We start from the raw sequence: 25,623 nt of genomic DNA on the forward strand, positions 1-25,623 counted from the left end.
TTTTTATAAAGAGGAAGGTGCTGTGCGTGTTTCATCAATACGCCGCGATACAATTGTTGAAAATTCATCGGCAAAATTTTCTATTTGTGCAATGATGCGCGCACTTTCATGAGTCAACTTGTTATAAGCAATAACGGCTGGAATTGCTGCAAACAAACCAATAGCGGTTGCCAAAAGCGCTTCTGCAATCCCTGGCGCGACAATGGCAAGTGATGTATTTTGAGAAGCTGAAATAGAAAGAAAAGACTCCATAATACCAATAACTGTTCCAAAAAGTCCGATAAAAGGTCCCGCAGATCCCAGTGTCGCAAGAAAACTTAATTTTGATTCTATTTTTTCACTTTCACGTCCCAGCGTCAAATCCATAGCCTTATCAATTCTGCTCTGCAAACTTTTCGATGTATGGGTCCCTTTTTCAAGAGATTTTTTCCATTCAACCATTGCTGCCATAAAAACTGCGGATATACTATTGGTACGTTGACTTTTGCATGATGCATAAAGATCTTCTAGCGCTTTGCCAGACCAAAATGTGCGTTCAAACTGCTTTATTTCACGCCGTATTCTCCGATACGTAAAAATTTTATCAAAAATAATTGCCCAACTCCAGATAGAAGCGAGCAGCAACCCGATCATAACACCTTTCACGATCCAACTCGCTTGCATAAACAAATGCAACATTCCAATTGTTTCCGGATTTGTTAGTTCACCATGCGGCATAATTTTTGTCCCTCTAAATGAAAGATGCATTTTTAAAAGTTTTATAAAACAGATTATTTTATAGTTTCTAAATTTAAGTAAAGACTTTAGTTTCACATAAATCCATGCGCTAAAACAAGACTTGTTTCTTAAATTTCCTTAAAAAGTGATGACGAGAGACATCCCTCAATGCACACCCCCCTCATTTCACAACAGCATTTATGAAAAATATAACGATAAGGATTTCTCCATAAATGCTATAAAAATAAAAGACATAAAAATGCATGATATAAAATCTATTATGCACCACCATCTTTACGCTTATGAAAAGAACGCTAAATCATCATACGCGTTTTAAGCTTAAAATACAGCGATAAGTCTTAGCACTTGAAAAGATTCATAAGAAGCATTTTATTCCTTTCTTAAGTATTTTTGTATCCACTCACCAACTCCGCTTGTGACATGTAAGAAAATGTTTTTGATTAATTCGCGGCAATAGAGCTTGAAAAGAAAAAATTTTACAAGTTTCAGAATTATCTGAAAGTGACAACGCAATGAATTATCATTGTAAATAAATATGTTATCATCATAAAAGATGACGCTTTGCCTCAGGCTATTATTTCTCTCATTTTCCATCGAATTGAATACGGGGTACACCATCGGGCACAAAAAACGATACTAAACCACCCTACCACACCTCACAACAATGCGCCTCCCCCATGCACCCCCCTATTATAAGTCCTATATAATCTAGTGTAAGTCTCATGTAATCTCATTGTGTTGTGAATTAGCCCCTTTCAATGCCTATCATCTCTCTGGCACCATGGTATAACGTACAAGCTTCCGTGACATGAAAAAAGCCTTTTCACGTCTTTACTTCATGAAAACCAGCTTCTTCGCTCTCTTTGCTCACTTGCGATATTTGATCATTATTGCATTGAAAATGATACATAAGGAACATTTTTACAATTTTTTCAATGATTTTTATTGCTCTCTTATGATGCGTAAGCAAATGATTTTAATTGTTTCAACATGAACAGATTTGAAATGTAAAGTATTTTATTCTATTCCTCTATTAGGGTTTGTACCCGTGAGAAGTGATAATTTATCTTTCTAAGTCAATATATTATATAGAATAATATGCTTTTGAAACTTTAAATCAAGAATGCATTTCTGCTTTGTATACATTGATCTCTCACTCATTTACTACGCTTAGAAGCGCACATAAATCGCGCATTATAGCACATAAAGTCATGCATGATGGATAGAAATGGATGAAACACGCGCTCTTGTGATGCCAAATGACAATCCAGTAAAAAAAACAAATCAAATTGCTTAAAAACACCCTTTGGGTGTTTTTAAGACAATTTTCGACCTAATGGCTTATTATCACTTTATTGCAATATTGCGCTGGGTATGTGCATTTTTATAAAAATAAATCTTAATCCATTTTTATTTCTTTTTATATTTTGTACTTTTTCGCTGCTTTCCGATGCCAACAAACCTTTCTTCAAAAAAAGAAAATATCTTGAGTTTATAGAAGAAAATGGATGATATGACATTGTTTTTGAATCATAACATGGATAGGGCGTGTTTAATTTTGTGGGATATCATCTTCAATTTATTGTAGTTATTGTAGCAGAGGTGCTTTCTTTTGCTGTATCGTGTAACCTTGTTAGAAAACATCTAGGCTATGATAAATGTATAGTCTTAGATTATAGATTACTTTATATCTGCTGATCTCTCCTGAAGCGGCTGTTTCAATGAATAACACTTTTAACCAAGCATTTTTGCAAAAAGTTCTTTGGGTAAACGTCGCGGTTTTGCCTCCTCATTAATCAGAGCAATTTCAACTTTGGCTGTTACCAACGTAGTCATCTCATGCAAAATAGATTGCTCCATAAAAAAGCGGGCCCCTTGGATATGAGTAACACGTGTTTTAACGACTAAAAGATGATCAATTTTAGCGGGTCTTGAAAAATTAATTTCCATATGACGAACAACAAAAAACAGTTTTTCCCCCTCACCCCCTGCTGCTAACATCTTATTATTAAAACCGGTATCCCGTAAAAACTCTGAACGTCCTCGTTCAAAAAACTCAAGATAACGCGCATGATAAACTACACCGGAAAAATCTGTATCCGCAACATAAACGCGGACCTGAAAATTATGAAAAGCGTTTGTATGATTGCTCTTAAAAGGTGTTATTTCTGTCATCGACTTCATATCCCATAAAATCATCTAATATAGCAAATTATCTATCAATCAAAAGATTGAACACATTTTTGTGTTGAAGTTGTGAAAAGCAAAAAATCTTTAATAGTGCCAAACCTTTTTAGCCAGAATATGCTAAAAGAAGGCACGTCTCTTGTATTTTATGACCTTGCTATAAAATATTCACATAGTTTCTTTTAATAAAGAGAATGTCTTAGTCATCTTCCCCATCCCATAAAGATGTCTGAAGTGATGAATTGTCTTGAGCATCAGAAAGTTGAGAACGCCTTTGTATAGACGTTGTAGAGGCTGGAGCAGAAAGCCCTAAATGGCTCCAAGCCTTTTCAGTTAGAATGCGTCCACGAGCGGTTCTTTGAATAAAACCTTGTTGGAGCAAATACGGTTCAACAATATCTTCAATGGCATCGCGTGGTTCTGATAAAGCAGCAGCAATCGTTTCAATCCCCACCGGTCCCCCTAAAAAAGTTTCCGCAATCAGGAGCAAGTAGCGGCGGTCAAGCGGATCAAGCCCAAGATGATCAACCTCAAGGCGCGAAAGGGCTTCATCGGCGATTTTTTGGTCAATTTGTTTTGCCTGTTTAACCAGAGCAAAATCACAAACGCGCCGTAAAAGCCGTCCGGCAATACGAGGCGTCCCGCGTGCTCGGCGTGCAATTTCATGAGCACCATCATCACTGATCTTAACGGCAAAAAGTCGTGCATTACGCTGCACAATATATTCCAATTCTTCTATCGTATAAAAATTGAGACGAATTGGGATGCCAAAACGGTCTCGTAGAGGTGTGGTTAAAAGCCCCAAACGTGTGGTTGCTGCCACCAAAGTAAATTTAGCCAGATCAATTTTCACCGAGCGTGCGGCCGGCCCCTCCCCAATGATCAAATCAAGTTGATAATCTTCCATGGCTGGATAAAGAATTTCCTCAATCGCCGGATTTAAGCGATGAATTTCATCAATAAACAAGACATCACGTTCTTCAAGATTGGTCAAGAGAGCGGCTAAATCTCCTGCTTTAGCGATGACCGGCCCTGAAGTAGAGCGAAAATTAACGCCTAATTCTTTTGCCATAATCTGTGAAAGCGTTGTTTTTCCCAACCCCGGTGGCCCTACAAACAAAACGTGATCCAGCGCTTCTTGCCGCGTTTTTGCTGCTTCAATAAATATTTTTAAATTAGCCCGCGCCGCTTCTTGACCAATAAAGTCATCGAGAACTTGTGGCCTCAAGGAACGATCTGGATCGTTAGGAAGGGGGGCGGAACCCAGAAGGCGTTTATCTTCATCTTTATGCATTGTTACCTTGATTTTAAGTAGGAGAAGAAAGCAATTTGAGACTATGGCGGATCAGCAGGGCAGAAGAAACAGTTTCCCCCTCAAGAGCATTCATCGCAAGAGCAAGAGCACGAGATGCATGCTCCCGTTCAAACCCTAGCTTCATCAACGCGGAAAGCGCATCATGCGCAGGTTGATTGGTCATCTCACGCTGAGAAACCGAAACAGTCTTGACAGCTTGTTCAAAGGGGAGTGTTTTACTTTTCAGTTCACCCACAATTCTTTCACTGACTTTTTTACCAACGCCTGGCGCTCGACTAATCATCGCAACATCGTTTAAAGCAATAGCCTGTGCAAGTTCATCTGGCGATAAAGTACCCAAGATTGCCAAAGCAACCTTTGCCCCTACTCCAGGAACATTTTGTAGAAGACAAAACCACTCCTGTTCAGCTCTTGTAGCAAAACCAAAAAGGCGGATTGCGTCTTCCCGAACATGCGTTTCAATAAAAAGGCTTAACGCCTCCCCAACAGAGGGTAAAGAAGGACGCAGCCGATTTGACACAAAAACAACATACCCCACACCGTGAACATCAAGAAGGATATGATCATCAAAGATATGTTCAAGAGTGCCCTTTAATTTGCCAATCATGTTGCCACCCCACTCATATCGCTATCCTTGCCTGATAAGATCGGTCAATACTGTTACGGTGCATACTATGACAAAGAGCAAGAGCAAGAGCATCAGCCGCATCACTGCTATCAAATTCAGCCCGTGGGAGGAGAACTTTGACCATCATATGGATTTGTTCTTTAGCCCCATGTCCAACCCCAATAACTGATTTTTTCACTTTGTTGGGCGCATATTCAAAAACAGGAAGATTTGCTTGCGCAGGAACCAGTAGTGCAATTGCACGCGCTTGGCCAAGTTTTAAAGTTGCTGTAGCATCTTTGTTGACAAATACATGTTCTACAGCGGCTTCATGGGGCATAAATTGATGCACAACCTCTGAAAGACCTTTGTGGATCTGACATAGTCTGGAAGCCAGCTCACACTGTACATCAGAAGAAACCGTCCCTGCTGCAATAAACTGAAGACGATTACCCGCAACATCGATAACGCCCCACCCTGTACGCCGTAATCCGGGATCAATGCCTATAATACGAATCGTCTCTGCCATAAACTACAGTCTATACACTTTTCCCCCCTGTGAATAAAGATGTGAATAAAGACAAGACCACAAAGAAAACAGCAACCCAAGACAAAACCAGTAAAAAGATAATCATATCCCCCAAATTTATACAATTATAACACACAACGAACAGCATCTTTATGAAATACACTTTATGAAGCATAACTGAAATCAATCAAAACCATTCACACATCACAAGCAAGCACCTTATCAAGCACCCTCTAAAGCATAAAAATTCCCTTTCTGTATCATTTCCAATGCCATAATGGTTAAACATCGCAAACGAGAAAATAGATCAGTGCTGGATTGCACATTCATAAGTATAAAGAGGCTATGCAATGAATAGTATACACTTTACGGAAACTTTTTACATTATAGCATGACGCTACCACAATAACTCAACACATTGATTTACAAAGATAATTAATTATTTTGTATGTTGCATAAGAATCCCGAATATCCTAAGATTTTCTCATTACAAATCTGTTTATATTGAAGCAATCAAAACCATTCTCTTACATATGAAACGTGGGATTGCCGTATAGAGTGAAACTGTACAAGACAGGACTAAAAATGCCTCTAATGAATTGTCTCAAGTTCCAAAAGCTGTTGCAACATTGGGGACTGGCAAAGATGATGATAGTGTCGGCGTGCTCTGTTGCAAACGTAAAGATGAGGAGAGCTCAACGAATGTGAATAAGAACTGAGAGGTGTTTTTGAATATACTCATCACACCACAATGACATTGCATATAGAGGGACATTGCATGGGGGCACAGGGAACCCATGGGGCATTCATTATATGGCACTTTATTTTGGATATTTTACTTTACGCGAGGGAAAATACCTTCCATTCAAAACAAAAGAAGCCCCAAAACTGTAACAATGTGTATCATCCTCATTAACACACACTTTACAGCAGCTTTATAGGCATAAATTATAGAGCATAAATAAATTGATGTACAAGCCCCTGCTCTATCTCAGAGCCAAAACAAAATCACACGATAGATCAACAGAAAGTGTTCCAGCTGCAATCAACCAAAGTCGATTTCCATAAGACCAACCATACTCCATCCCATGCCATATTCGAAATCAATACTTATACACCCCCTCTAAGCTATAAGCTCAAGATATTTCTACGCCAAATAGAAATTAGGCAGAAAAAAACACTCTAGATTAGTTTTAATTGTGAAATTTCGGTTGTAAAAAAAATGGGTATACTGCTCTAAATATCGTAAGAAAGAAGCAAGGCGCTATTCTTCTCAGAACGCCCAAAAGCTGTTTTCAGTAATTCAATTTATTTTCCCACTGGATTATCATCGCTTAAACGTACAGCCGCCGCTTATTGACCAAAGCGCTTAAACTACAGCCGCATCTCTAAATGAAACAAAATGCACGCTTCTAAACGTAATGAATGAGAACAAATTGACGGAAAGTTTCTGGCAATTCATGCCAATGAGGGGTTTCAAGTTCCAATGTCGGTGTATGAAGTGACACTTTTACAATTTCTTTTTTTATTTGTTCTGATGATATTTCCCCTTCGCACAAAGCAAGGGAGTACCTCTAAGAACGCCCAAAGGCTGTTTTGAGCAATTCGATTTGTTTTCCCACTGGATTATCATCTTCTAGAGCACAGGAGGCCGCAGTTTCCCACCCAGCACGCATATAGGTTATCCGCGCTTCTAAACGCAATGAATGAGAAACAAATTGGCGAAAAATTTCTGGCAATTCATGCCAATGCGGGGTTTCAAGTTCCAATGTCGGTGTATGAAGTGACACTTTTACAATTTCTTTTTTTATTTGTTCTGATGACATTTCCCCTTCACGCTCTGCGCGAAGAAGAAGGAGTTGAGAAGCGATTTGCATAAGTCGTGTACTTAAATACATAGCCTCTTTTGCATAGATTGCAGAAACCTCTGCCGAAAGAGAGCGTGCTACTAATTTCCCTTCTGAGTCAATATACGCTGCGGTTTTTTCAATCAGCGCCATTGTTTCTTCATAGAGACGATTAAAAGCATTTTCAAAAGCATTATGCTCAATCATGATAATAGGTTCATCATATGGACGTTTATGTACACTCACGCTTTTATACTCCAAGTATCAGCACAAAATTATACCACTCAACGAACAGAGTATTAAAAAGTTTCTTTTGTTGCTGTATAGAACGCTTTTTTTTAAAACTGCTACCTCTTTTAATTTTTTTGCGCAACGCACTTTTTATACTAAGGTTAACGTGCCCAACAAACACTATAGGAATGTTTTTTATAAACGGGTCATTTTCCTTGAAAATGACCACTGCCAAGATTGCCGTTTTTCACAATAATAAGCGACTCCAAATTGCAAAGCAATACCCGTTATTATTAAGAGGGTATCGGAAAAAAACGTTTCTGTCATCACTGTTTTTATAATTTGTCCAAACATCGCAAAAATGGTTCCCGTTACAAAGACCGGTAAACTATGTTTTCCTAAAATTGCTAAAGGATGTTTCTGAGAGACATAAAACCATTTATTGATGCGCGGCAAAGAAAGAATGAGAAAGGCTAATGCAAGAACATGGAGTAAACGTGGCAAGCTTAAAAAGGTTTTATTAAAGTTCAACAATGGGGAAGACCAGCCAAGCCACCCCAAAATGCCCCACCAATTTAAGCGAACCCATAACAGCGCCAACAAGAGATACGCTGCCGCACAAACAATCCAAAAAGACTGAAAAGCGATTTTTTTTCCTTGTTTAAGCGCTAAAGTACTGGTCAATCCTATGACAAATAAGAATTGCCAAGACAAAGGATTTAAAAACCACTTTCCCTTTAAAGGATAAGAAGGAGGAGCAATTTTGTAAAATCCGCAGATAAGATACAGTGTAAAGGAGCCCAAAAGCAGCCATTTTGTCTGCTTACAACTCAAATAAAGGATAAAAGGCGCAAAAAACATCAAAACGATATAAAGAGGAAGAATATTATTATATCCCAATTGATGCCCAAAGCTTAAGGTACTCAAAAATGCGATACCAGGCTCTTTAAAAAAGAGTCCCACATTGTTCATCGATAAAAGTTTTTCTGTTCGCCATAATAAAAAGGCAGCAAAAAAAAGACTTAACGTGACAAAAGTCGTAAAAAGATATGCACCATAGAGCTGCAGAGCTCTGTACCAAAGTTTTCGGATAATAAAAGCAAAGGATTTTTGCTGTAATCGTCCATGAAAGCTTAACCCAAGAGCAATCCCTGAAAGCAAAACAAACACTTCTGCACAATCAGAAAAACCGAAGTTTCTATGAGTAAAAGACTCATAGATCGTTCTGGGAATATGGTTGATGAAAATCGTCAATAAGGCCAAAGAACGAAAAACATCAATGCGTGTATCACGATGAGAAGGTTGAGTATTATGCTCAAGAATACCTTGGTATTTCATCAGTGGACTCCCACACGTCACAAACCCCTTGAAGTCCCAATAAAAATGGTGCTTACCCTTATTGCCAACAAGCATGAACAGGATGAAATTTTAATTTTTAAGAGTCAAGTTTCATTTTAAGCGTTTATTTTTTTAAAAGCAAAAGTTTTTTAAAGGCAAAAGAACGAAAAGCGTCCATACGTGTATCACAACAAAAAGGTAACATATTATGCTTAAAAACACTCTCATTTCTCATAAACAGGCTTCCACACACCCACAAATCCTTTAAATTACGTGAAAATGGTGGTCACTTTCATCGCAAATAAGCATAATAGAATGAAACTTTAATTTTTAAGCGTTATTTTTTCTAAGAAACAGGGATTTGACATGACACAACAAAAAAATAAACCAATTGATCCACCTCTTTTCCCTCAGTTGATTTTAACACTTGATGTTCGGCGCAACACCCCACACACATTTTTGCAGCAAATTTTGCAAACAAAGTCTTTTGCATGCGTCATCCTCTATGATTCTGAAAGGTTGAAAGATGATGGCTCTTTTTTGCAACAACAAGCGCAAACTTACGCAGAAGATATTCAACATCATGACGCAGCCCTTCTCATCGCTGATGACAGCCGCATTGCTGGGCGCATAAAGGCTGATGGATTGCACATAGAAGATGATCTTAACGCTCTTGAAAGCTTCAAAAATCAGCAAAAGGAACAAAAAATCATAGGCTTTGGCAATCTACGCAATCGCCATAGTGCTATGCTTGCAGCGGAAACAGGTGTTGATTACCTGTTCTTTGGAAAACTCGGTGCTGATAAAAAACCCCAAGCGCACCCCCGCAATCTCCAGTTAGCAACATGGTGGGCAGAAATTATGCAAACCCCCGCCATTATCCAAGCAGGAAGCGATTTTTCAACCTTTGATGAAGTCTTAAAGACTGGATGTGAATTCATTGCTGTAGAAGAAGTCATTTTGAGGAACGACAACCCCTTAATACTGCTTAAAACAATGCAAGAAAAATGTGAGAAAACCCCCTTGTAATATAGGAGGAGAATTTATAAATAAAGCGTTAACTTTCGTGCTTCTTATATAGAGCACATAACGGCATATACAAATAGGAGAAAAATTCGTTTCGTTCATTCACAATTCAATCAGATCGCTTTATCACGCAGTAAAATTTCCCATCATTTAGTCAAGTTTTCCCACGTTTCAATCAATTGAATGGAAGGTGACCATCTCTTTTTGTGCATTGTATAAGAAAATGAAATCATAAAGCTATTTAAATTCAAATAGTTATAAAAATAAATCAACATTTTATATTAATAACCAGCGATATTGAAAGAATATAAACAGTGAAATATAGCGGAACCGTCGAAGACCTTAAAGATATAGTTAAAACAGCTGGATATAAAATCATGGAAGTTAAGTCTCTATCACTTAATTCTTCTAGAGGATATCAGATCAAAACCTCCGAAGGAGGCGTTATTAATTGGTATGAAAGTACAGGAACAATCAACGTTCAAGGCAAAGAATCCGCTGTGACAAATCTAGAAAAAGCTTTGGTTAAACACATACAAGAAACATCAACGAATCCTTCTCCAAAGACTGCTTCCAATACCTTAGAATCTTCTCCTAAAAAAATTTTTATCGTTCATGGTCATGACCGTACTGCCCTAAAGCAACTTACATCTATTCTTAATGATTTTAATCTTGAACCATACATTTTACAAAATACTGGCGGGAATGGCTTAACCATCATTGAAGCTTTAGAAAAAGGAATCTGTAGCGATTTCATAAAATTTGGTATTGTGCTGCTTACTCCCGATGATATAGGCTATGCCAAATCTGCCGGCAAAAAAGCAGCACAACCCCGTGCACGACAAAACGTTATTTTCGAAATGGGCATGTTAATCGCTGCACTTTCTCGCAAAAATGTCGCTATTCTAAAAAAACAAGACCTTGAACTCCCTTCAGATATTAATGGAATTATATACCTTCCTTTTAAAGAACACGTAAAAGAAACACTTAAAGATCTTTCTCATCGACTATGTGAAGCCGGCTTCAATTTAGATGCAAAGAAATTAGATGAAAAGAAAGTTACTACAGCATCACGTTAAATTTGAATAATGCTTATGTTTATTTTTTTAAAGCGCACACCCAAAACCACATGCCACCCCACCACATTCCACAGACACACATCCTATAGGCTCAAAGAAACGATCATCCCCCACCCTTCTTCAAACAGCAAGCGATTGTGCAAATTCAAATGAAGAGACCGCGTGTGAATTCACTACCGTAGAAGAAATCATTTTAGTCTCTTTGATAAACGCGGGGCTGTTGTCATGATTTTGGTAATTGTTCCAGAAAGGTTTAAGAGGCAGCCTCTCATTAGATTAAAGAAAAATAGGAAATTCACGTCGGGCATGTACTACAGCTACAATTTCGATTTTATGTGCAGCTACTCGATACAATATAAGGTAATTTGGATGCGCTACAATTTCTCGTAATCCTAATACCTTCTCACTCTGTCTGTATAAATATGGATGTTCAGCCAATGGCAATACAGATGCTTCCAAAAACCTTTTCATTCGGCGCGCAGCAGATGGTTTCTCGCGAGCAATATAGGTAACATCTGACGCAAATTGTCGCGCGCCGAAGACAACCAAACAACCGGAAGCATCACTTGTCCTGTTCAGCTTCAAGCTGACTGATTATAACTTCCATTTCAGCCATAACCTCATCATGCGGAATAGGATGATATGGATTTGCAAGACTGCTCGCTACCTTATCGCGCAGCCATGCAGTGTAGCTGCTTTCCTGTTCAACGGTTTCGAACTCTGAAATTAGCGGAGAAAGGGTGGTCTTCATAATATATGTCCTTTCTATTCCTGAATATTGAAGATAATTACTCTTGGCTATGTTGTCAATACTAGAGAATTGAAAATGTTTAACTTTTAAGCGTCCAAAGTTCTTTTGATCTTAAAACTTAAGGCTTTTTAACCCTCTCAAAAAACACGGGGGCTGATGTCATGATTTTGACAATCATTCCAGAGAGATTTAAGAAGCAGATAACCTCTCATAAAAAAACAAATTTTGTAAGTAAAAAACTATTTTTATTGTAAATTTTCTGAAATTACTTTATGAATTAAAAGATGTTTTGGTCGCATACGCAACGACCAAAAGGGGCCTTGAAAACCCTAAGTTCTAGCGTAAAGATGAATCCACTTTGTGGGTATCCCGGAATTCCGGGAGTTTTTGCTATGTCCAGGTGCTTTAAGCACTAAAAGCAAAAAGGCTGACTAGAACTCAGTATTTTCAAGCTCCCGGAATACTCATGCGAGGGCGCTCGCAACCGGCGGGGAAACATGCAATCTCAAAATCTTAATATTGATCTTTTTATTGGCAAAAAAATTCGTTTGAGACGAAAAATGCTAAAAATGTCTCAAACAACTTTAGGACACGCTTTAGGTGTCACTTTCCAACAAATTCAAAAATATGAAAACGGCTTAAATCGTGTCAGCGCAGGGCGTTTAATGGAAATTTCTGATATCTTGAATGTTCCCATTGCCTTTTTTTACGCCGATATCATTACAAAACAGCAGTCCCCATACCACCATGATGAAATCGCATCAAGCACAGAGGAATACCTGCTGCTCAAAAGATTTAGAGTTCTAACAACGGTAAAAAAGAAAGCCTTTTTACAGCTGATCTCTGATGAGAATGCAAGCTAACATAACGCGATAGAGTGTGCTATTCAAAGTCCCCTTTGTGAACACTTTATTGCTTGAATGCAAAACATGCCACCCCTCCATTTTAAGAAACGACACGTTAAGAGACACTATTTTAATTTTTATTGTAAATTTCCTAAAATTACTTTATGAATTAAAAGATGTTTTGGTCGCATACGCAACGACCAAGAGGGTCTTGAAAGCCCGAAAATCTAAACATGAATTTACCCCACTTTGTGGGTATCCCGGAATTCCGGGAGTTTTTGCTATGTCCAGGTGCTCTTAGCACTAAAAGCAAAAAAAGCTGATTAGATTTCAGTACTTTCAAGCTCCCGGAATACTCATGCGAGGGCGCTCGCAACCGGCGGGGAAAAATGCAATCTCAAAATCTTAATATTGATCTTTTTATTGGCAAAAAAATTCGTTTGAGACGAAAAATGCTAAAAATGTCTCAAAAAACATTAGATCAACATTTAGGTGTTACTTTCCAACAAATCCAGAAATATGAAAACGGCTTAAATCGTGTCAGCGCAGGGCGTTTAAAAGAAATTGCCGATATCTTAAATGTTCCACTTGTCTTTTTCTATGCGGACACCTCAGCAAAACAACAGCCCCCATACCCTCATGATGAAATCGCATCAAGTACAGAAGAATACCTGCTGCTCAAAAGATTTAGAGTTCTAACAACGGTAAAAAAGAAAGCCTTTTTACAGCTAATCTCTGATGAGAATGCAAGCTAACATCACACGGATAGCGTGCGCTATTCATAAGCATTCATACATATTTTAAAAAGCAACCTCCATTGTAAGCATTTTTTCATTTTAAGCGGAGAAGCCCTTGATATAATAGAAGATAAGCATCTTTACATACGATAACCCCTCATCATTATTATTTTTAACAGGACTGTATTATTTTTAACAGAACTGTTTTAAACAGTCTGTCTCTCGTCGACATTTATGCTACTTTTTTAACTTACCCAACCCTACCTTGAACCAAGACGAAAAACTGAGAGATAAAAAGTAATATAGAAATGAAATTCTTATACGGCTTGTAATGATGAAAAAAAAATGTGAAAATTCTGATCGGTAATGAGGAGAAAACACCATGATCAAGAGAAGCGTGAAGCTGCTCATCTTAGGCGTGATTGGGCTTGCAAGTTCTGCTGTAAGTTCAGCGGGAAACACTGAAGAAATCTCAAATTCTGAAAGCTCTTTCAATACGATTCAAGAAGCTTCAAACACTCAAGAACCCTTTCAGCCCTTAAAAGCTGGAGACTATGATCAAGCCTATGACTATTACATCCAAGGTTATTATTTAAAAGCTTTTCGTGAAGCACTCCGACGTGCTGAAAAAAATGATCCTTTTGCACAAACTCTTCTTGCCCGAATTTATATGGAAGGATGTGCTGTTCCTATTGACGGTGCGCGTGCTGCTTTATGGTTTGAACGCGCTGCAAAACAGGGGGAACCCCAAGCACAACTACGCTATGGACTTATGTTGTTTGATGGTCACTTTATAAAACAAAATCAAGGACTTGGTGCGCAATTCATTCAAAAAGCTGTCAAAGCAGGCGTCAAGGAAGCCTATTTTTATTATGGACAACTGCTTCTTTATAAAGCCTCACAGGAAAAACAAGCTCTCCCTGGTGTTTCTTCCCAAAGTCGTGAAAATGAAGCAATAGAGCAAGCCTTAAAATGGTACTTAAAAGGTGCTGCTCTTGGGGATGCTGAAGCGGCTTTTTCTGCTGCAAAAATTCTTTCCTTAGGCACATTAAAGCGACCAAAGGATGATCGCAATGCCCGCAAGCTCATGGAGGTAGCGGCTCAAAACAACCACTTAAAAGCTCAACTTCATTTAGCACAATGGCTTGTACAGGGGCGTGGAGGAGAAACAGATTTTCAGCGTGCTTTTCATTTACTTCACAGAAATGCCGTCAACATGATTGCACCAGCACAGATTTCCCTTGCAAGGCTTTATCGAGATGGCACAGGAACAAAAGGCGATATAATAATGGCAGCGGCATGGTATATGCTCGCAAAGGAGGCAAAAATGCAAGCTCCTGATCTTGAAATAATGCTCCAAGGCATGGATAAGGCACAACTAGAAAAAGCGCACAAAGAAGCAATAAAGCTCCTTCCTGTTTTTTAAAATACTCCTCTCTGCATCAAAAAGATAAAATTTATAGAAATTCCGGGAGATTTTGCTCTGTCTAGGTGCTTTAAGCACTAAAAGCAAAAAGGCTGATTCGGATTCAGTATTTTCAAACTCTCGGAATACCAACGCGAGGGCGCTCGCAACCGGCGGGGGCTTTAAAATGCGAGCCAAAAATCTTGATAACGACATTTTCATTGGCAAAAAAATTCGTTTGAGACGAAAAATGTTGAAGATGTCTCAAAAAACATTAGGTCAACATTTAGGTGTTACTTTCCAACAAATCCAGAAATATGAAAACGGCTTAAATCGTGTCAGCGCAGGGCGTTTAAAAGAAATTGCCGATATCTTAAATGTTCCACTTGTCTTTTTCTATGCAGATATCTTAACAAAACAACAGCCCCCGTACTCTCATGATGAAATCGCATCAAGTACAGAGGAATACCTACTGCTCAAAAGATTTAGAGTTCTAACCTCGATAAAACAAAGAGCCATTTTACAATTACTCTCTGATCAAAATGAAAGCTTTTAACATCATAATATAGGGCGCTACACTCTCTGTTCTTGACTTGCCTCCCACCCCTCAAAGGACAGAAGCCCCTTCCCTATCCGGTTGGGAAACAATCCGTCTTCTCAGAACAGAACTCTTTTAGCTTCCCATTTTATGTGGTTCATTTCACAAAATTATCCGGACAAGCTCTCCCTCAAATATTCACCACACACTCTCATAAAAACATCACATGTGCAAAGTTTTATGTCTTATAGCACCACACCTCAAACGACAGTATTTTACAGCAAACAGAATAAGCATTCATACGTATTTAAAAAAAGACAGCCCTCAAAAAGCAATGCTTGAAAATTTTTTTGGTCGATCTGGAACAGAACCTAACGCATCATTTTATAATGGTGATAGAGGACATGATCTTAACATGCAAACGCAAAAAATTGCTTTTTTATCATAATCACTAAAAGCAGCTGTTTATTAAAATATACGCCACCAGAAGCACTTCAAGCAGCCTTTACAGCTGAAACCATTATTCATTGATTAATTAACCGATTGATTAGATACCGATATGTTGTTAATGTGCTATAAGTAAAGTTGCTCTTATTTCTGGAAGAGGAGCTTCGCAAATAAAGAGCAACAATAAGTAAGGGGAATTAAAGATGTTAAAATATTTATTGCTGTCACCGGTTGTGTTGGTGGCTGGTTGCGCATCTGTAGGCAATTATTCATCAAATTATGTTGATCAAAGTCTTACAAAGCGTCAGGCACAATTAGTTGCTAACAAATTTATTAGCGATATCAAGAGATCTCTACCACCAGCTACAACCACACTTCTTATAAAGAAAAATAATACAGCAGACAACTTTACTCCTTTATTTATCAATCTGTTGCGACGGAATGGATATAATGTGATCTATACAGATCAACCTCAAAAGCAACAAAATATGGGTGTAACTTTGAGTTATAGAATAAGATTAAATAGTAGAGTTATAGTGTCTCTTCTTCAGTATAATGTGAACGGAGAACCACGTGCTCATATAAGTACTCAGCCCAAATGAACCCGCTATTTAATGTAAACATTCTCTATATTTTACACGTAAAGACTTAAAAGTTCTTGCGAAAGGCAAAGAGATTTGCATCTCAATAAAAACCCTCATTTTTAGCCAGAGTGGATAAATTTTATTATAGATTGTGACAATACAAAATAGTGTAAATTATAGCTTTGAGATTTAAGAAAAGAAGAATACTAAAAATAATGAAAATGCCCCACACCCTAGTGAATTGTTACGCGAAGATGTAAATGCAAAACTTGGACTATCTGTGATTGAAGCAGCTGAAGAGTTTTCTATATCCCGTGTAGCATTTTCTAGGGTTTTGGTAAAAATCCTTATAACGACATTTTCAGCGGCAAATTCATTGGCAAAAAAATTCGTTTGAGACGAAAAATGTTGAAGATGTGTCAAAAAACATTAGGTCAACATTTAGGTGCCACTTTCCAACAAATCCAGAAATATGAAAACGGATTAAATCGTGTCAGCATAGGGCGTTTAAAATAAATTGCCGCTATCTCAAATGTTCTACTTTCCTTTTTCTATGCTGATATCTTAACAAAACAACTGCCCCCGTACTCTCATGATGAAATCGCATCAAGTACAGAAGAATACCTGCTGCTCAAAAGATTTAGAGTTCTAACCTCGATAAAACAAAGAGCCATTTTACAGCGGATCTCTGATCAAAACGAAAGCTAACATCATACGATAACACACCACGCTCTATCCCATGAGACACTCATACAAACTCCGTATTCACATATTCTTAATTAAAAACACCTCATGGTTTTAGGGAACTTATATCATTACCATCAATTATATCATTGCCATCAATGATGATATTTTACGACACAACGGGATAAATTTCCCCAAAAATTCTAAAAAATTTTTGTGCAAATTTTTAAAAAGCTTGCGTCTGAGCGCTTTTTATGGTCTTGCAAAGAACTGAAAAGCAAAAATACATAAAGGTCCTTTTTTACTTAAGCTTTTCTCTTTGCAAAAAGCAGGAGAAAGCCCATAAAGAGCACACAGGACCATGAGAGAGCCGCAAGGTTAATCAAAGGGATTTTAGCCCGAAAATAACAAAAGAGCTTGACTGTTAAAGGCAGCAAAGAAAAGCGCCATAAAGACAACAAGAGAGTTCTTTTTGCAAGAATAGAATTGGATAGAAACGATGAAAATTAATGGCAATGAAATTCGCCCTGGTAATGTGATCGAACATCAAGGAAGTTTATGGGTTGCAGTTAAATGCAACGCTGTAAAACCAGGAAAAGGTGGTGCATTTAACCAAGTTGAAATGAAAAATTTGATTGATGGTACAAAACTTAATGAACGCTTTCGTGCTGCTGAGACAGTTGAACGCGTGCGCCTTGAACAAAAAGATTTCACCTTTCTTTATCAACAAGGGGATGCTTTGGTCTTTATGGATTCAGAATCTTATGAACAACTTGAACTTCAAAAGGATTTTGTTGGTGAACGTGCCGCTTTTCTCCAAGATGGGATGACTGTCACAGTTGAACTTTATCAAGAAAAGCCTATCGGCATCTCACTTCCTGATCAGGTTGCTGTCACAATTGCGGAAGCCGATCCTGCCATCAAAGGACAAACGGTTACCTCCTCTTATAAACCCGCTATTCTTGAAAATGGGATTCGGATTCTTGTTCCCCCCTTTATGAATGCTGGTGAACGTATCATTGTAGACACCAATGAGTTGATTTATTTGCGTCGCGCAAATGAAAAAGATAAATAAAGGAATAAAAAATGGCCCATTCTGCAGTCATGAATGTCATGGTGCAAGCTGCAATGAAAGCAGGACGCTCGTTGGTACGTGATTACGGTGAAGTGCAAAATTTGCAAGTGTCTTTGAAAGGACCAGCAGATTATGTCAGCCAAGCAGATCGCAAAGCGGAAAAAATTATTTTCAATGAACTAAGCAAGGCGCGCCCCAAATTTGGTTTTCTGATGGAAGAGTCAGAAGAAATCATTGGAGAAGATTCACAACACCGTTTTATTGTTGACCCTTTAGATGGCACCACAAATTTTCTCCATGGCATTCCTTTTTTTGCTGTTTCCATTGCTTTAGAAAGCCAAGGAAAAATCGTTGCTGGTGTCATTTACAATCCCGTGAATGATGAACTCTTCACAGCAGAACGTGGGTGTGGTGCTTTTTTTAACGACCGGCGCTGTCGCGTTTCTGCTCGACGCAGACTAGAAGATTGTGTCATTGCCACAGGCATGCCTCATTTTGGTCGCCCAAATCATGGAACCTACCTTATTGAATTACGTAATGTGATGGCAGAGGTTGCCGGACTTCGCCGTTTTGGTGCAGCTTCTCTTGATTTAGCTTATGTTGCTTCTGGCCGAACCGATGGCTTTTGGGAAGATAACTTGCAAATTTGGGATATGGCTGCTGGAATACTGATGGTTCGTGAAGCCGGTGGTTTTGTCACCGATAAAGAAGGCGGCAACAATATATTTCGCAAAAAAAATATCATTGCCGGCAATGAACACATTCGCCTAAAATTAGAAAAAACCCTCAAAAAAGGCATTTAAACCTCAGAAAAGATCTAGCAGATTACGTCAGCCAAGCAGATCGCAAAGCGGAAAAAATTATTTTCAATGAATTAAGCAAAGCGCGCCTCAAATTTGGTTTTCTGATGGAAGAGTCAGAAGAAATCATTGGCGAAGATTCACAACACCGTTTTATTGTTGACCCTTTGAGATGGCACCACAAATTTTCTCCATGGCATTCCCTTTTTTGCTGTTTCCATTGCCTTAGAAAGCCAAGGGAAAATCGTTGCTGGTGTCATTTACAATCCCGTGAATGATGAACTCTTCACCGCAGAACGCGGGTATGGTGCTTTTTTCAATAACCGACGCTGTCGCGTTTCTGCTCGACGCAGACTGGAAGATTGTGTCATTGCTACAAGCATGCCTCATTTTGGTCGACCAAATCATGGAACCTATCTTATTGAATTACGTAATGTGATGATGGAAGTTGCTGGATTGCGCCGTTTTGGCGCTGCTGCTCTTGATTTAGCTTATGTTGCTTCTGGCAGAACCGATGGCTTTTGGGAAGATAACCTGCACATTTTTGATAAAACTACCAGCATACTGATGCTTCGCGAAGCCGGTGTTTTTGTCACTAATAAAGAAGGCGGTAGCGATATATTCCGCAAAAAAACATCATTGCCGGAAATGAACACATTCGCATCAAACTATAAAAAAAAACTTCAAAAAAGCATTTAATTCTTACAGTTTTTTACAAAACCCTTAGAACCTTAAACAAACACATGAAGAAAGAGTTTTTAATTTTCTTTCAAATAACGATAGGAAATAACTGATTAGATAGTGACAAAAAACATCACCACGAACAAAAAATGTACTTGCTATAAGCCCCCACAAAAGCAATCCCCAATAGCTTACCTTATTGACGTTTCTGTTATTCAAATTCCCCTGCAAACAAGCTGCAAAAGGCAATAAAAACAAATCCCATCATAACAAACGCCCCAAAAAGCAATTATCGAACCTGAGGCAAAAGCCTCTCCTACTTCTCTTGAGAGATCATTCTTACACTGCACGCAAAAATATTGACTCTAGAAGAGCCCACTCTCTCCTTTTTGGTAAGAGCTGCGGCATATACCTCTATTCTCTTTTCACAAAAATACGCAATTATGCCAATTTCCATTAATATATTAATTCATACAATTGTTATCAGCTTCTCCTTCTTTTCAGCATTATTCTAAAGTATGTATCAAATAGGCATGGGATTTATAAAAATGCACATTTTTGTTCTCGAGAATTGCTTCTTGAAATTCGCTCACGAACTGTTCTTGATCTTTTTTGATAGCCTCTTCCAGTGCATTTACCTTTTCATCACCAAAAATGATTTTTAATTTTTCTTTTGAATTTCCTATTTTGACAAGCATTTTCCAAAAGATCCATTGATTATCACATTTCTTACTTGACCACTTCATCCATTCTATGACTCCTAATTTATAGGCTTTTTCATATGTTGGAGTCTCTTTAGCAATACGCAACCCCTTTTTCTTTTCTTTATCTTTCTCTCTACAAACATCAATGTCATTTCTAACCGTGGAGTAACGACAATCCTTATCAAAGGCCATATATCCTTCTTTTACCGTATCAATAAGCTGCTTATAGTAAATAAAAGTTTTTCTTGCCGCTTTATAAGCACTGGAAATATCATACAATAATGCTAGAAGCTCTCTTTTACAAATGCATAGTAATTCAGCATCTCTAGGCAGACTAAGATACCAACAAGACAGTATCTCTTCTAGCGTTTCATATTCTGTATATTTAGGTATATCTTCATAATAAATTTCCAAAGACTTTAACTCTTCATAGTATCCTGAAGCCTTGTCTTGTAGTTGCTGTTCATATTCAGCCGTAATCATATCATCAATCATATATAACCACCAATGAAACAACAGCATTGTAGGCTTATAGCGCTTTTTTTTCGTCAAAGGGTCCACAAACTTTCGTAATGTGACACCATTCTGTCTCATGAATCGCACAACTTTAGGATAAGTTTCTTTAAAAATTGGACGCATCATTAATTCATTTATTCTTTCGATGTGCTCAGCAGTAAATTCTACTTCCAGCGCCTTTTCATAGAGAAAAAATATATCTACATATCCTTGAGCACAAATATCTTGTACCATTGGATGCTGCTGTTTTTTAGATTCATAAGATTCAGAAATGTATCCAATTTTTTTTATCTCTAATATACTCCTTTCCCATTCTTTTACTTCTTCATCCCATTGTTTAATCCATTTTGGCGATATTTTTTGAGTTTTTTTAACAAGCCTTTGTTCCCATTGTGCAATAATATCTTGGTATATCGCGCACTCTCGATCTTTTAGCTGCCATAATTTCTCATATTGCTCAAGTTGTTCACTTAATTGCTTTTTCTGATAATTTGCTAACCAAAGACTATAGATTATGCTCCCTATTATAACTATTCCTACTATAACTATGAAAGTATCGTGATCACTCATTCTTGCTTTCTTTTATTCTCACCAGTATTTAACGCAGCTCTTTTATCGATCCCTCGATATTGTATCAATATGTATATAATTGATTCAGGATTTGCTATATATTCTATTTTTATGAAAAAAATAAACAAAATATAGATATTTTTATTGGTAAAATAAAACAATTTGTATTTAATTGTACTGCTCTAATGATTTATGCACTTTTAAGAAGAGCTTTATAATTCTTAAAATGCACTCCCACAATATTGGTTCAAAGTACTCAAAAGCCTAACACAGCAAAACATGGCTGCGTGCTCACCTTGTTTTATAAAATTGATAAAAAGCGTCTTTCTACTCATTTATCGGCTCTTTTTTAGTAAAGCGACATCATCATACACTTTCCTAATCCCCTCAATATTACTACAGCCCCTAAAACTTGAGACGCTTCATGAAGAAGACTTATTCTTTCTTTAAGTATTTTTACTTCACGCAATCTTCCCTGCTTGGTATATGCAAGAGACATGGTTTTGACTAATGCAACATAATCAAATTTGAAACGAGAAATTCCATGTAAGATCTTTCATGAAAAACAATGAGTTATCATTATAAATCAACGTGACAGTGCTGTTATGAAGAGAACTCTCCCCTTAATTATTCATAGAGATTAACGTGGCATCGTTTTACATTCTATACACAGAAGTGTCTTTATAAAAATGTCAGGCAGAAAAAAGAACAGCCCGTTAAAAAAGAAAAACATCTCAATGCTTGCCTTTCTTTTTTCCATGAGAGTTTCAAATTGATAAGCCTGTCTGAAAAGAGTGCTGTTTATGCCCTTAAAAATACTGCTTTTGTATCAAGATCACTTACTCAGATGAAAATTGCAGTTGAGCCAAATGCGCATAAACATTATTTTTTATAATGAGTTGTGTGTTCCTTCTTCCACAAGGGCGCCTTTATCCATCACAAGAATGCGATCTGCTTTTAAAATTGTTGCCAAACGATGTGCAATGACTAGGATTTAGGATTTTGCATCAATCCTTCTAAGGTATCTTGCACTAACTTTTCACTGTTTGCATCTAAAGAAAATGTTGCTTCATCAAGCAGCAACATTTTGATTTATAATAATAATTCATTATTTTATAGGTTGAATGAGAATCCCGAATACCGTAAGATTCTCTCATTTCAAACCATGTTCCATGGTGAACCAATCAAAACCATGTCTTTTGTACGTACCAAGCGGAGAGAGCCCGCGTGAATAAAAAACTATTAAGAAAGAACTTAAAATGCCTATAATAAATTATCTCAAGTGCCAAGGGCTGTAGCAACATCCACGAGTTGGCAAATATAATGACGGTGCCGGCTTGCAACAAGAGGGGTGCATTTCTTAAAATCGCCAGTGCAATACCAATGCGTTGTTTTTGCCCCCCAGAAAGCATGGTACCACGTTCTTCTACTTGCGTATCCAAGCCATCTGGTAAAGCTTGAATAAATTCAAATACATTGGCAGCTTTAGAAGCGGCAAAAATTTCCTCTCCATGGGTATGTTCAGTTCCAAAAAAAGAAGAAAAGTTTGCAATTATTTTATTTCAAGTCTTTATACTCTAGGGAAGAAAGGATTTATGCATATATTCAAAATGATTTTTGAATTTAAAAACGCAACCACAATGATTTATAAGTGTTTAAGACCCATCTGTTTATGTCGGATGCGTTTTTGAATTAATATTTAAAGTGCACTCTTTGATAGGATAAAAATCCATCCATTTGCAATCGATTTGTTTAAAACCTTTGTACCCCATAAAAGGAGGCTTTTACATGCCAATATTACCAAAACGATTTTTGAATTTAGAAAGACGACCACCACGATCTACGAGTGTTTGGGAGCCACCTGTCCATGCCGGATGCGTTCTTGGATCAATATCTAGATTAAGAGTATCGCCTTCTTTTCCCCAAGTAGAGCGCGTCGTATATTGGGTTCCATCCGTCATAACAACGGTAATTTTATGATAGTTGGGGTGAATATTCGCTTTCATGCGTCAAACCTTTTGCGTTTATAGAATGAAATAGCACTTATTTGTTTTTTTAAGTGCACTTCCTTTGTCTTTTTGATACATTGATTTAAAGTATTTATTCCTATAACTGAGCACGCATCAAAAAACAAGTGTTCAAGATACATCATTGTATCAAGTGTTACAAATCCAATACAGTGAGCAAAATTTTATGACATTACGTTCTCGTTCAGAAAAATCGACAAAGTCTTCCCCTAAAAAATCTTCATTCTCTTCGCTTGCAATTTTTGTTCCTTATCTTTTGCGCTATCGTTGGTTGTTTATCTTTGCTTTTCTAGCGTTATCTGTTGCTGCTCTAGTCACATTAGCTTTGCCTGTGGCTATCCGCCAAATGTTTGATCATGGGTTTTCTACTTCAAGCCATGGACATATCAATTTTTACTTTGGAATTTTGTTTATCTTAGCCTTGTTTCTCGCATTTGCTTCAGCAGCCCGTTATTACTGTGTTATCACCTTAGGAGAACGGATTGTTGCCGATTTACGGCGTGATGTGTTTGTCCATATTATGAAACTTTCTCCTGCTTTTTTTGATCGATCACATTCAGGAGAGATTGTTTCAAGGCTTCTAACAGATACCACACAAATAAAATTAGCTGTGGGCTCTACCGCCTCTACCGCATTGCGTCAGCTGATTATCGTGATCGGAGCCGTCGTGATGATGGTGATCACCAATGCTAAATTGTCTTTGTTGGTTTTAGCAGCTATTCCTGTTGTGGCCATTCCCTTGGTAGTCTTTGGACGTAAAGTTCGCTCTCGTACCCGCGCGGCGCAAGATCGTCTCGCAGATGCCAATGCTGTTGCTACAGAGCAGGTAAGTGCTATTCGCACTGTGCAAGCTTTTACCGCTGAAAAACTCGTTACAATACGTTTTTCACAATTGATAGAACGTGCTTTTCAAACAGCACGTGCTTCTGTAATCTTGCGCTCCTTTTTTACGGGGTTTGCAATTTTTTTGGTTTTTAGCAGTGTGGTTGCTGTTTTATGGATCGGATCGCGCGATGTTTTGAATGGAACGATGACAGGAGGGACATTAGGGCAATTTGTCCTTTATGCGGTTTTTGGAGCTTCTACTTTTGCGCAATTATCGGAATTGGGAGCAGAATTAATCCAAGCAGCAGGTGCTGCTGAGCGGCTTGCCGAATTATTACAAGAACAACCTACTATTGTAGCACCTAAAAATCCTTTATCATTGGCGCAACCTGTTCGAGGTGAACTTGTTTTTGATCAAGTTGATTTTACCTATCCTTCTAGACCACAAGAGAAGGTTTTACGCTCGCTTTCATTTTCTGTAAAAGCAGGCGAAACGGTTGCTTTTGTTGGGGCTTCTGGAGCAGGAAAAAGCAGCATTTTTTCTTTGATCCTTCGTTTTTATGATCCGACAAATGGAACAATTCGGTTGGATGGCACAGAAATTAATCGCCTTTCTTTACAAGATTTACGCAGTGCAATTTCCTATGTTCCACAAGATGTTGCCATTTTTGATGGAACATTGCGTGATAATATTATTTTTGGAACTGAAAATACCCATGAAGAAGAAATCCTTGCTGCTGCTAAAGCGGCTAATGCACTTGAATTTATTCAAGCTTTACCAGATGGCTTGGATACGCAAGTAGGAGAACGCGGTACCATGCTTTCTGGGGGACAAAAACAACGCATTGGTATTGCGCGGGCAATTTTAAGAAATGCACCCCTGTTGCTGCTTGATGAAGCAACATCGGCTTTAGATGCAAACAGTGAAAAGTTGGTGCAAGACGCCTTAGAAGGGTTGATGCAAAACCGCACAACCTTGGTCATTGCACATCGTTTGGCAACAATTTTAAAAGCAGATCGCATTCTTGTTATGGATAAAGGCGCCCTTGTGGAAGAAGGAACCCATGCCGAACTTGTGGCAAAAAATGGCGTTTATGCTTACCTCGCAAAACTCCAATTTTCGCCTGAGTAAGTGATCTTGATACAAGAGCAGTATCTTTAAGGGCATAAACAGCACTCTTTTCAGACAGGCTTATCAATTTAAATCTCTCATGGAAAAAAGAAAAGCAAGCATTGAGATGTTTTTCTTTTTTAACGGGCTGTTCTTTTTTCTGCGCAAGATGGAGTATTTTTATAAAGACACTTCTGTGTACAGAATATAAAATAATACCCAGTTAAATCTCTATGGGCTATTAAGATGTGCAAGGAGTTCTCTTCATAACAGCACTGTCACGTTGATTTATAAGGATAATTCATTGTTTTTCATGAAAGATCATGAATACCATAGGATTTTCTCATGTCAAACCCTCATAGTGAGTCAAACAAAATCTCTTGGCTTGCACATCACAAGCAGAGTTGGCGTGTGGAGTAAAACAGT

Annotated in this window: 22 protein-coding genes and 3 pseudogenes; 12 read left to right on the top strand and 13 right to left on the bottom strand. The window is 37.9% G+C overall.

Annotation, left to right across the window (positions count from 1 at the left end; translation table 11 throughout):
- Positions 1-3: 3 nt before the first annotated feature.
- The 7 genes from tolQ to ACFINX_RS02295 all read right to left on the bottom strand — a co-directional run bounded on the left by tolQ (position 4) and on the right by ACFINX_RS02295 (position 8,792).
- Positions 4-717 (bottom strand): protein TolQ, encoded by a 714-nt coding sequence (tolQ, locus tag ACFINX_RS02265; RefSeq protein ID WP_375606538.1) that lies wholly within the window; start codon positions 715-717, stop codon positions 4-6.
- A 1,755-nt stretch (positions 718-2,472) separates the two neighbouring features.
- Complete coding sequence (gene ybgC / locus ACFINX_RS02270; RefSeq protein WP_375611759.1) at positions 2,473-2,913, bottom strand: tol-pal system-associated acyl-CoA thioesterase; 441 nt, start codon at positions 2,911-2,913, stop codon at positions 2,473-2,475.
- Positions 2,914-3,124: 211 nt separating this feature from the next.
- Entirely contained in the window at positions 3,125-4,219 is a 1,095-nt protein-coding gene (ruvB, locus tag ACFINX_RS02275) for a Holliday junction branch migration DNA helicase RuvB (RefSeq protein ID WP_375613207.1), read from the bottom strand.
- 13 nt (positions 4,220-4,232) lie between these two features.
- Positions 4,233-4,847, bottom strand: a complete 615-nt coding sequence (gene ruvA / locus ACFINX_RS02280; RefSeq protein ID WP_375611757.1) for a Holliday junction branch migration protein RuvA — start codon at positions 4,845-4,847, stop codon at positions 4,233-4,235.
- 13 nt (positions 4,848-4,860) lie between these two features.
- Positions 4,861-5,376, bottom strand: a complete 516-nt coding sequence (ruvC, locus tag ACFINX_RS02285; protein WP_375611756.1) for a crossover junction endodeoxyribonuclease RuvC — start codon at positions 5,374-5,376, stop codon at positions 4,861-4,863.
- 1,574 nt (positions 5,377-6,950) lie between these two features.
- On the bottom strand, positions 6,951-7,469 hold the full coding sequence (locus ACFINX_RS02290; RefSeq protein WP_375649927.1) for a DUF1465 family protein: 519 nt from the start codon (positions 7,467-7,469) through the stop codon (positions 6,951-6,953).
- A gap of 180 nt (positions 7,470-7,649) precedes the next feature.
- The gene (locus ACFINX_RS02295) at positions 7,650-8,792 is read right to left on the bottom strand and encodes an OpgC family protein (protein WP_375668270.1); all 1,143 of its coding nucleotides are present in this window, start codon (positions 8,790-8,792) and stop codon (positions 7,650-7,652) included.
- 366 nt (positions 8,793-9,158) lie between these two features.
- Here ACFINX_RS02295 and ACFINX_RS02300 point away from each other — a divergent pair, with 366 nt between their 5' ends.
- On the top strand, positions 9,159-9,821 hold the full coding sequence (locus tag ACFINX_RS02300) for a thiamine phosphate synthase (protein ID WP_375645650.1): 663 nt from the start codon (positions 9,159-9,161) through the stop codon (positions 9,819-9,821).
- Positions 9,822-10,132: 311 nt separating this feature from the next.
- Positions 10,133-10,897: a TIR domain-containing protein gene (locus ACFINX_RS02305; RefSeq protein WP_375668271.1), complete on the top strand. Its 765-nt coding sequence runs from the start codon at positions 10,133-10,135 to the stop codon at positions 10,895-10,897.
- 276 nt (positions 10,898-11,173) lie between these two features.
- Here ACFINX_RS02305 and ACFINX_RS02310 read toward each other — a convergent pair whose 3' ends face one another.
- On the bottom strand, positions 11,174-11,482 hold the full coding sequence (locus ACFINX_RS02310) for a type II toxin-antitoxin system RelE/ParE family toxin (protein WP_375611751.1): 309 nt from the start codon (positions 11,480-11,482) through the stop codon (positions 11,174-11,176).
- The gene (locus ACFINX_RS02315) at positions 11,460-11,648 is read right to left on the bottom strand and encodes an antitoxin (RefSeq protein ID WP_375668272.1); all 189 of its coding nucleotides are present in this window, start codon (positions 11,646-11,648) and stop codon (positions 11,460-11,462) included. The genes ACFINX_RS02310 and ACFINX_RS02315 overlap by 23 nt, the downstream gene beginning before the upstream one ends.
- A 497-nt stretch (positions 11,649-12,145) precedes the next feature.
- On the opposite strand from ACFINX_RS02315, the gene ACFINX_RS02320 reads away from it, so the two are divergent.
- The 9 genes and pseudogenes from ACFINX_RS02320 to ACFINX_RS02360 all read left to right on the top strand — a co-directional run.
- Positions 12,146-12,511 carry a helix-turn-helix domain-containing protein gene (locus tag ACFINX_RS02320; RefSeq protein ID WP_375668273.1) on the top strand — a complete coding sequence of 122 codons (366 nt, stop codon included), beginning with the start codon at positions 12,146-12,148 and terminating at the stop codon, positions 12,509-12,511.
- 371 nt (positions 12,512-12,882) lie between these two features.
- Positions 12,883-13,248, top strand: a complete 366-nt coding sequence (locus ACFINX_RS02325; protein WP_375668274.1) for a helix-turn-helix domain-containing protein — start codon at positions 12,883-12,885, stop codon at positions 13,246-13,248.
- 364 nt (positions 13,249-13,612) lie between these two features.
- Entirely contained in the window at positions 13,613-14,656 is a 1,044-nt protein-coding gene (locus tag ACFINX_RS02330; protein ID WP_375668275.1) for a tetratricopeptide repeat protein, read from the top strand.
- Positions 14,657-14,822: 166 nt separating this feature from the next.
- Complete coding sequence (locus ACFINX_RS02335) at positions 14,823-15,191, top strand: helix-turn-helix domain-containing protein (protein WP_375638272.1); 369 nt, start codon at positions 14,823-14,825, stop codon at positions 15,189-15,191.
- Between the two features lie 632 nt (positions 15,192-15,823).
- Positions 15,824-16,222 carry a hypothetical protein gene (locus ACFINX_RS02340; RefSeq protein WP_375649877.1) on the top strand — a complete coding sequence of 133 codons (399 nt, stop codon included), beginning with the start codon at positions 15,824-15,826 and terminating at the stop codon, positions 16,220-16,222.
- Between the two features lie 339 nt (positions 16,223-16,561).
- A pseudogene (locus ACFINX_RS02345) lies at positions 16,562-16,912 on the top strand (helix-turn-helix domain-containing protein).
- Positions 16,913-17,387: 475 nt separating this feature from the next.
- Positions 17,388-17,963, top strand: coding sequence for an elongation factor P (efp, locus tag ACFINX_RS02350; protein WP_015856958.1), 576 nt, complete (start codon positions 17,388-17,390; stop codon positions 17,961-17,963).
- Positions 17,964-17,974: 11 nt separating this feature from the next.
- Positions 17,975-18,766 (top strand): inositol monophosphatase family protein, encoded by a 792-nt coding sequence (locus ACFINX_RS02355; RefSeq protein WP_375611745.1) that lies wholly within the window; start codon positions 17,975-17,977, stop codon positions 18,764-18,766.
- Between the two features lie 8 nt (positions 18,767-18,774).
- Positions 18,775-19,462, top strand: a pseudogene (locus ACFINX_RS02360) (inositol monophosphatase family protein); the annotation flags it as partial.
- Between the two features lie 488 nt (positions 19,463-19,950).
- Here the strand turns inward: ACFINX_RS02360 and ACFINX_RS02365 are convergent.
- From ACFINX_RS02365 to rpmE, 4 genes and pseudogenes are all read right to left on the bottom strand, one after another.
- Positions 19,951-21,234 carry a hypothetical protein gene (locus tag ACFINX_RS02365; protein ID WP_375668276.1) on the bottom strand — a complete coding sequence of 428 codons (1,284 nt, stop codon included), beginning with the start codon at positions 21,232-21,234 and terminating at the stop codon, positions 19,951-19,953.
- A gap of 839 nt (positions 21,235-22,073) precedes the next feature.
- A pseudogene (locus ACFINX_RS02370) lies at positions 22,074-22,320 on the bottom strand (ABC transporter); the annotation flags it as partial.
- 98 nt (positions 22,321-22,418) lie between these two features.
- Positions 22,419-22,790: an ATP-binding cassette domain-containing protein gene (locus tag ACFINX_RS02375; protein ID WP_375668301.1), complete on the bottom strand. Its 372-nt coding sequence runs from the start codon at positions 22,788-22,790 to the stop codon at positions 22,419-22,421.
- Positions 22,791-23,018: 228 nt separating this feature from the next.
- The gene (rpmE, locus tag ACFINX_RS02380) at positions 23,019-23,240 is read right to left on the bottom strand and encodes a 50S ribosomal protein L31 (RefSeq protein ID WP_005774581.1); all 222 of its coding nucleotides are present in this window, start codon (positions 23,238-23,240) and stop codon (positions 23,019-23,021) included.
- A 187-nt stretch (positions 23,241-23,427) separates the two neighbouring features.
- On the opposite strand from rpmE, the gene ACFINX_RS02385 reads away from it, so the two are divergent.
- Complete coding sequence (locus ACFINX_RS02385; RefSeq protein WP_375638268.1) at positions 23,428-25,218, top strand: ABC transporter transmembrane domain-containing protein; 1,791 nt, start codon at positions 23,428-23,430, stop codon at positions 25,216-25,218.
- The last annotated feature ends 405 nt before the right edge of the window (positions 25,219-25,623 follow it).

The organism is Bartonella sp. AP36NXGY (genome assembly GCF_042195865.1).
In the GTDB taxonomy this organism is placed as follows: Bacteria; Pseudomonadota; Alphaproteobacteria; order Rhizobiales; family Rhizobiaceae; genus Bartonella.

Coding starts and splice junctions, on each gene's coding strand:
- tolQ (WP_375606538.1), bottom strand. CDS start 717: ATGCCGCATGGTGAACTAACAAATCCGGAAACAATTGGAATGTTGCAT.
- ybgC (WP_375611759.1), bottom strand. CDS start 2,913: ATGACAGAAATAACACCTTTTAAGAGCAATCATACAAACGCTTTTCAT.
- ruvB (WP_375613207.1), bottom strand. CDS start 4,219: ATGCATAAAGATGAAGATAAACGCCTTCTGGGTTCCGCCCCCCTTCCT.
- ruvA (WP_375611757.1), bottom strand. CDS start 4,847: ATGATTGGCAAATTAAAGGGCACTCTTGAACATATCTTTGATGATCAT.
- ruvC (WP_375611756.1), bottom strand. CDS start 5,376: ATGGCAGAGACGATTCGTATTATAGGCATTGATCCCGGATTACGGCGT.
- ACFINX_RS02295 (WP_375668270.1), bottom strand. CDS start 8,792: ATGAAATACCAAGGTATTCTTGAGCATAATACTCAACCTTCTCATCGT.
- ACFINX_RS02300 (WP_375645650.1), top strand. CDS start 9,159: ATGACACAACAAAAAAATAAACCAATTGATCCACCTCTTTTCCCTCAG.
- ACFINX_RS02315 (WP_375668272.1), bottom strand. CDS start 11,648: ATGAAGACCACCCTTTCTCCGCTAATTTCAGAGTTCGAAACCGTTGAA.
- ACFINX_RS02320 (WP_375668273.1), top strand. CDS start 12,146: ATGCAATCTCAAAATCTTAATATTGATCTTTTTATTGGCAAAAAAATT.
- ACFINX_RS02325 (WP_375668274.1), top strand. CDS start 12,883: ATGCAATCTCAAAATCTTAATATTGATCTTTTTATTGGCAAAAAAATT.
- ACFINX_RS02330 (WP_375668275.1), top strand. CDS start 13,613: ATGATCAAGAGAAGCGTGAAGCTGCTCATCTTAGGCGTGATTGGGCTT.
- ACFINX_RS02335 (WP_375638272.1), top strand. CDS start 14,823: ATGCGAGCCAAAAATCTTGATAACGACATTTTCATTGGCAAAAAAATT.
- ACFINX_RS02340 (WP_375649877.1), top strand. CDS start 15,824: ATGTTAAAATATTTATTGCTGTCACCGGTTGTGTTGGTGGCTGGTTGC.
- efp (WP_015856958.1), top strand. CDS start 17,388: ATGAAAATTAATGGCAATGAAATTCGCCCTGGTAATGTGATCGAACAT.
- ACFINX_RS02355 (WP_375611745.1), top strand. CDS start 17,975: ATGGCCCATTCTGCAGTCATGAATGTCATGGTGCAAGCTGCAATGAAA.
- ACFINX_RS02365 (WP_375668276.1), bottom strand. CDS start 21,234: ATGAGTGATCACGATACTTTCATAGTTATAGTAGGAATAGTTATAATA.
- rpmE (WP_005774581.1), bottom strand. CDS start 23,240: ATGAAAGCGAATATTCACCCCAACTATCATAAAATTACCGTTGTTATG.
- ACFINX_RS02385 (WP_375638268.1), top strand. CDS start 23,428: ATGACATTACGTTCTCGTTCAGAAAAATCGACAAAGTCTTCCCCTAAA.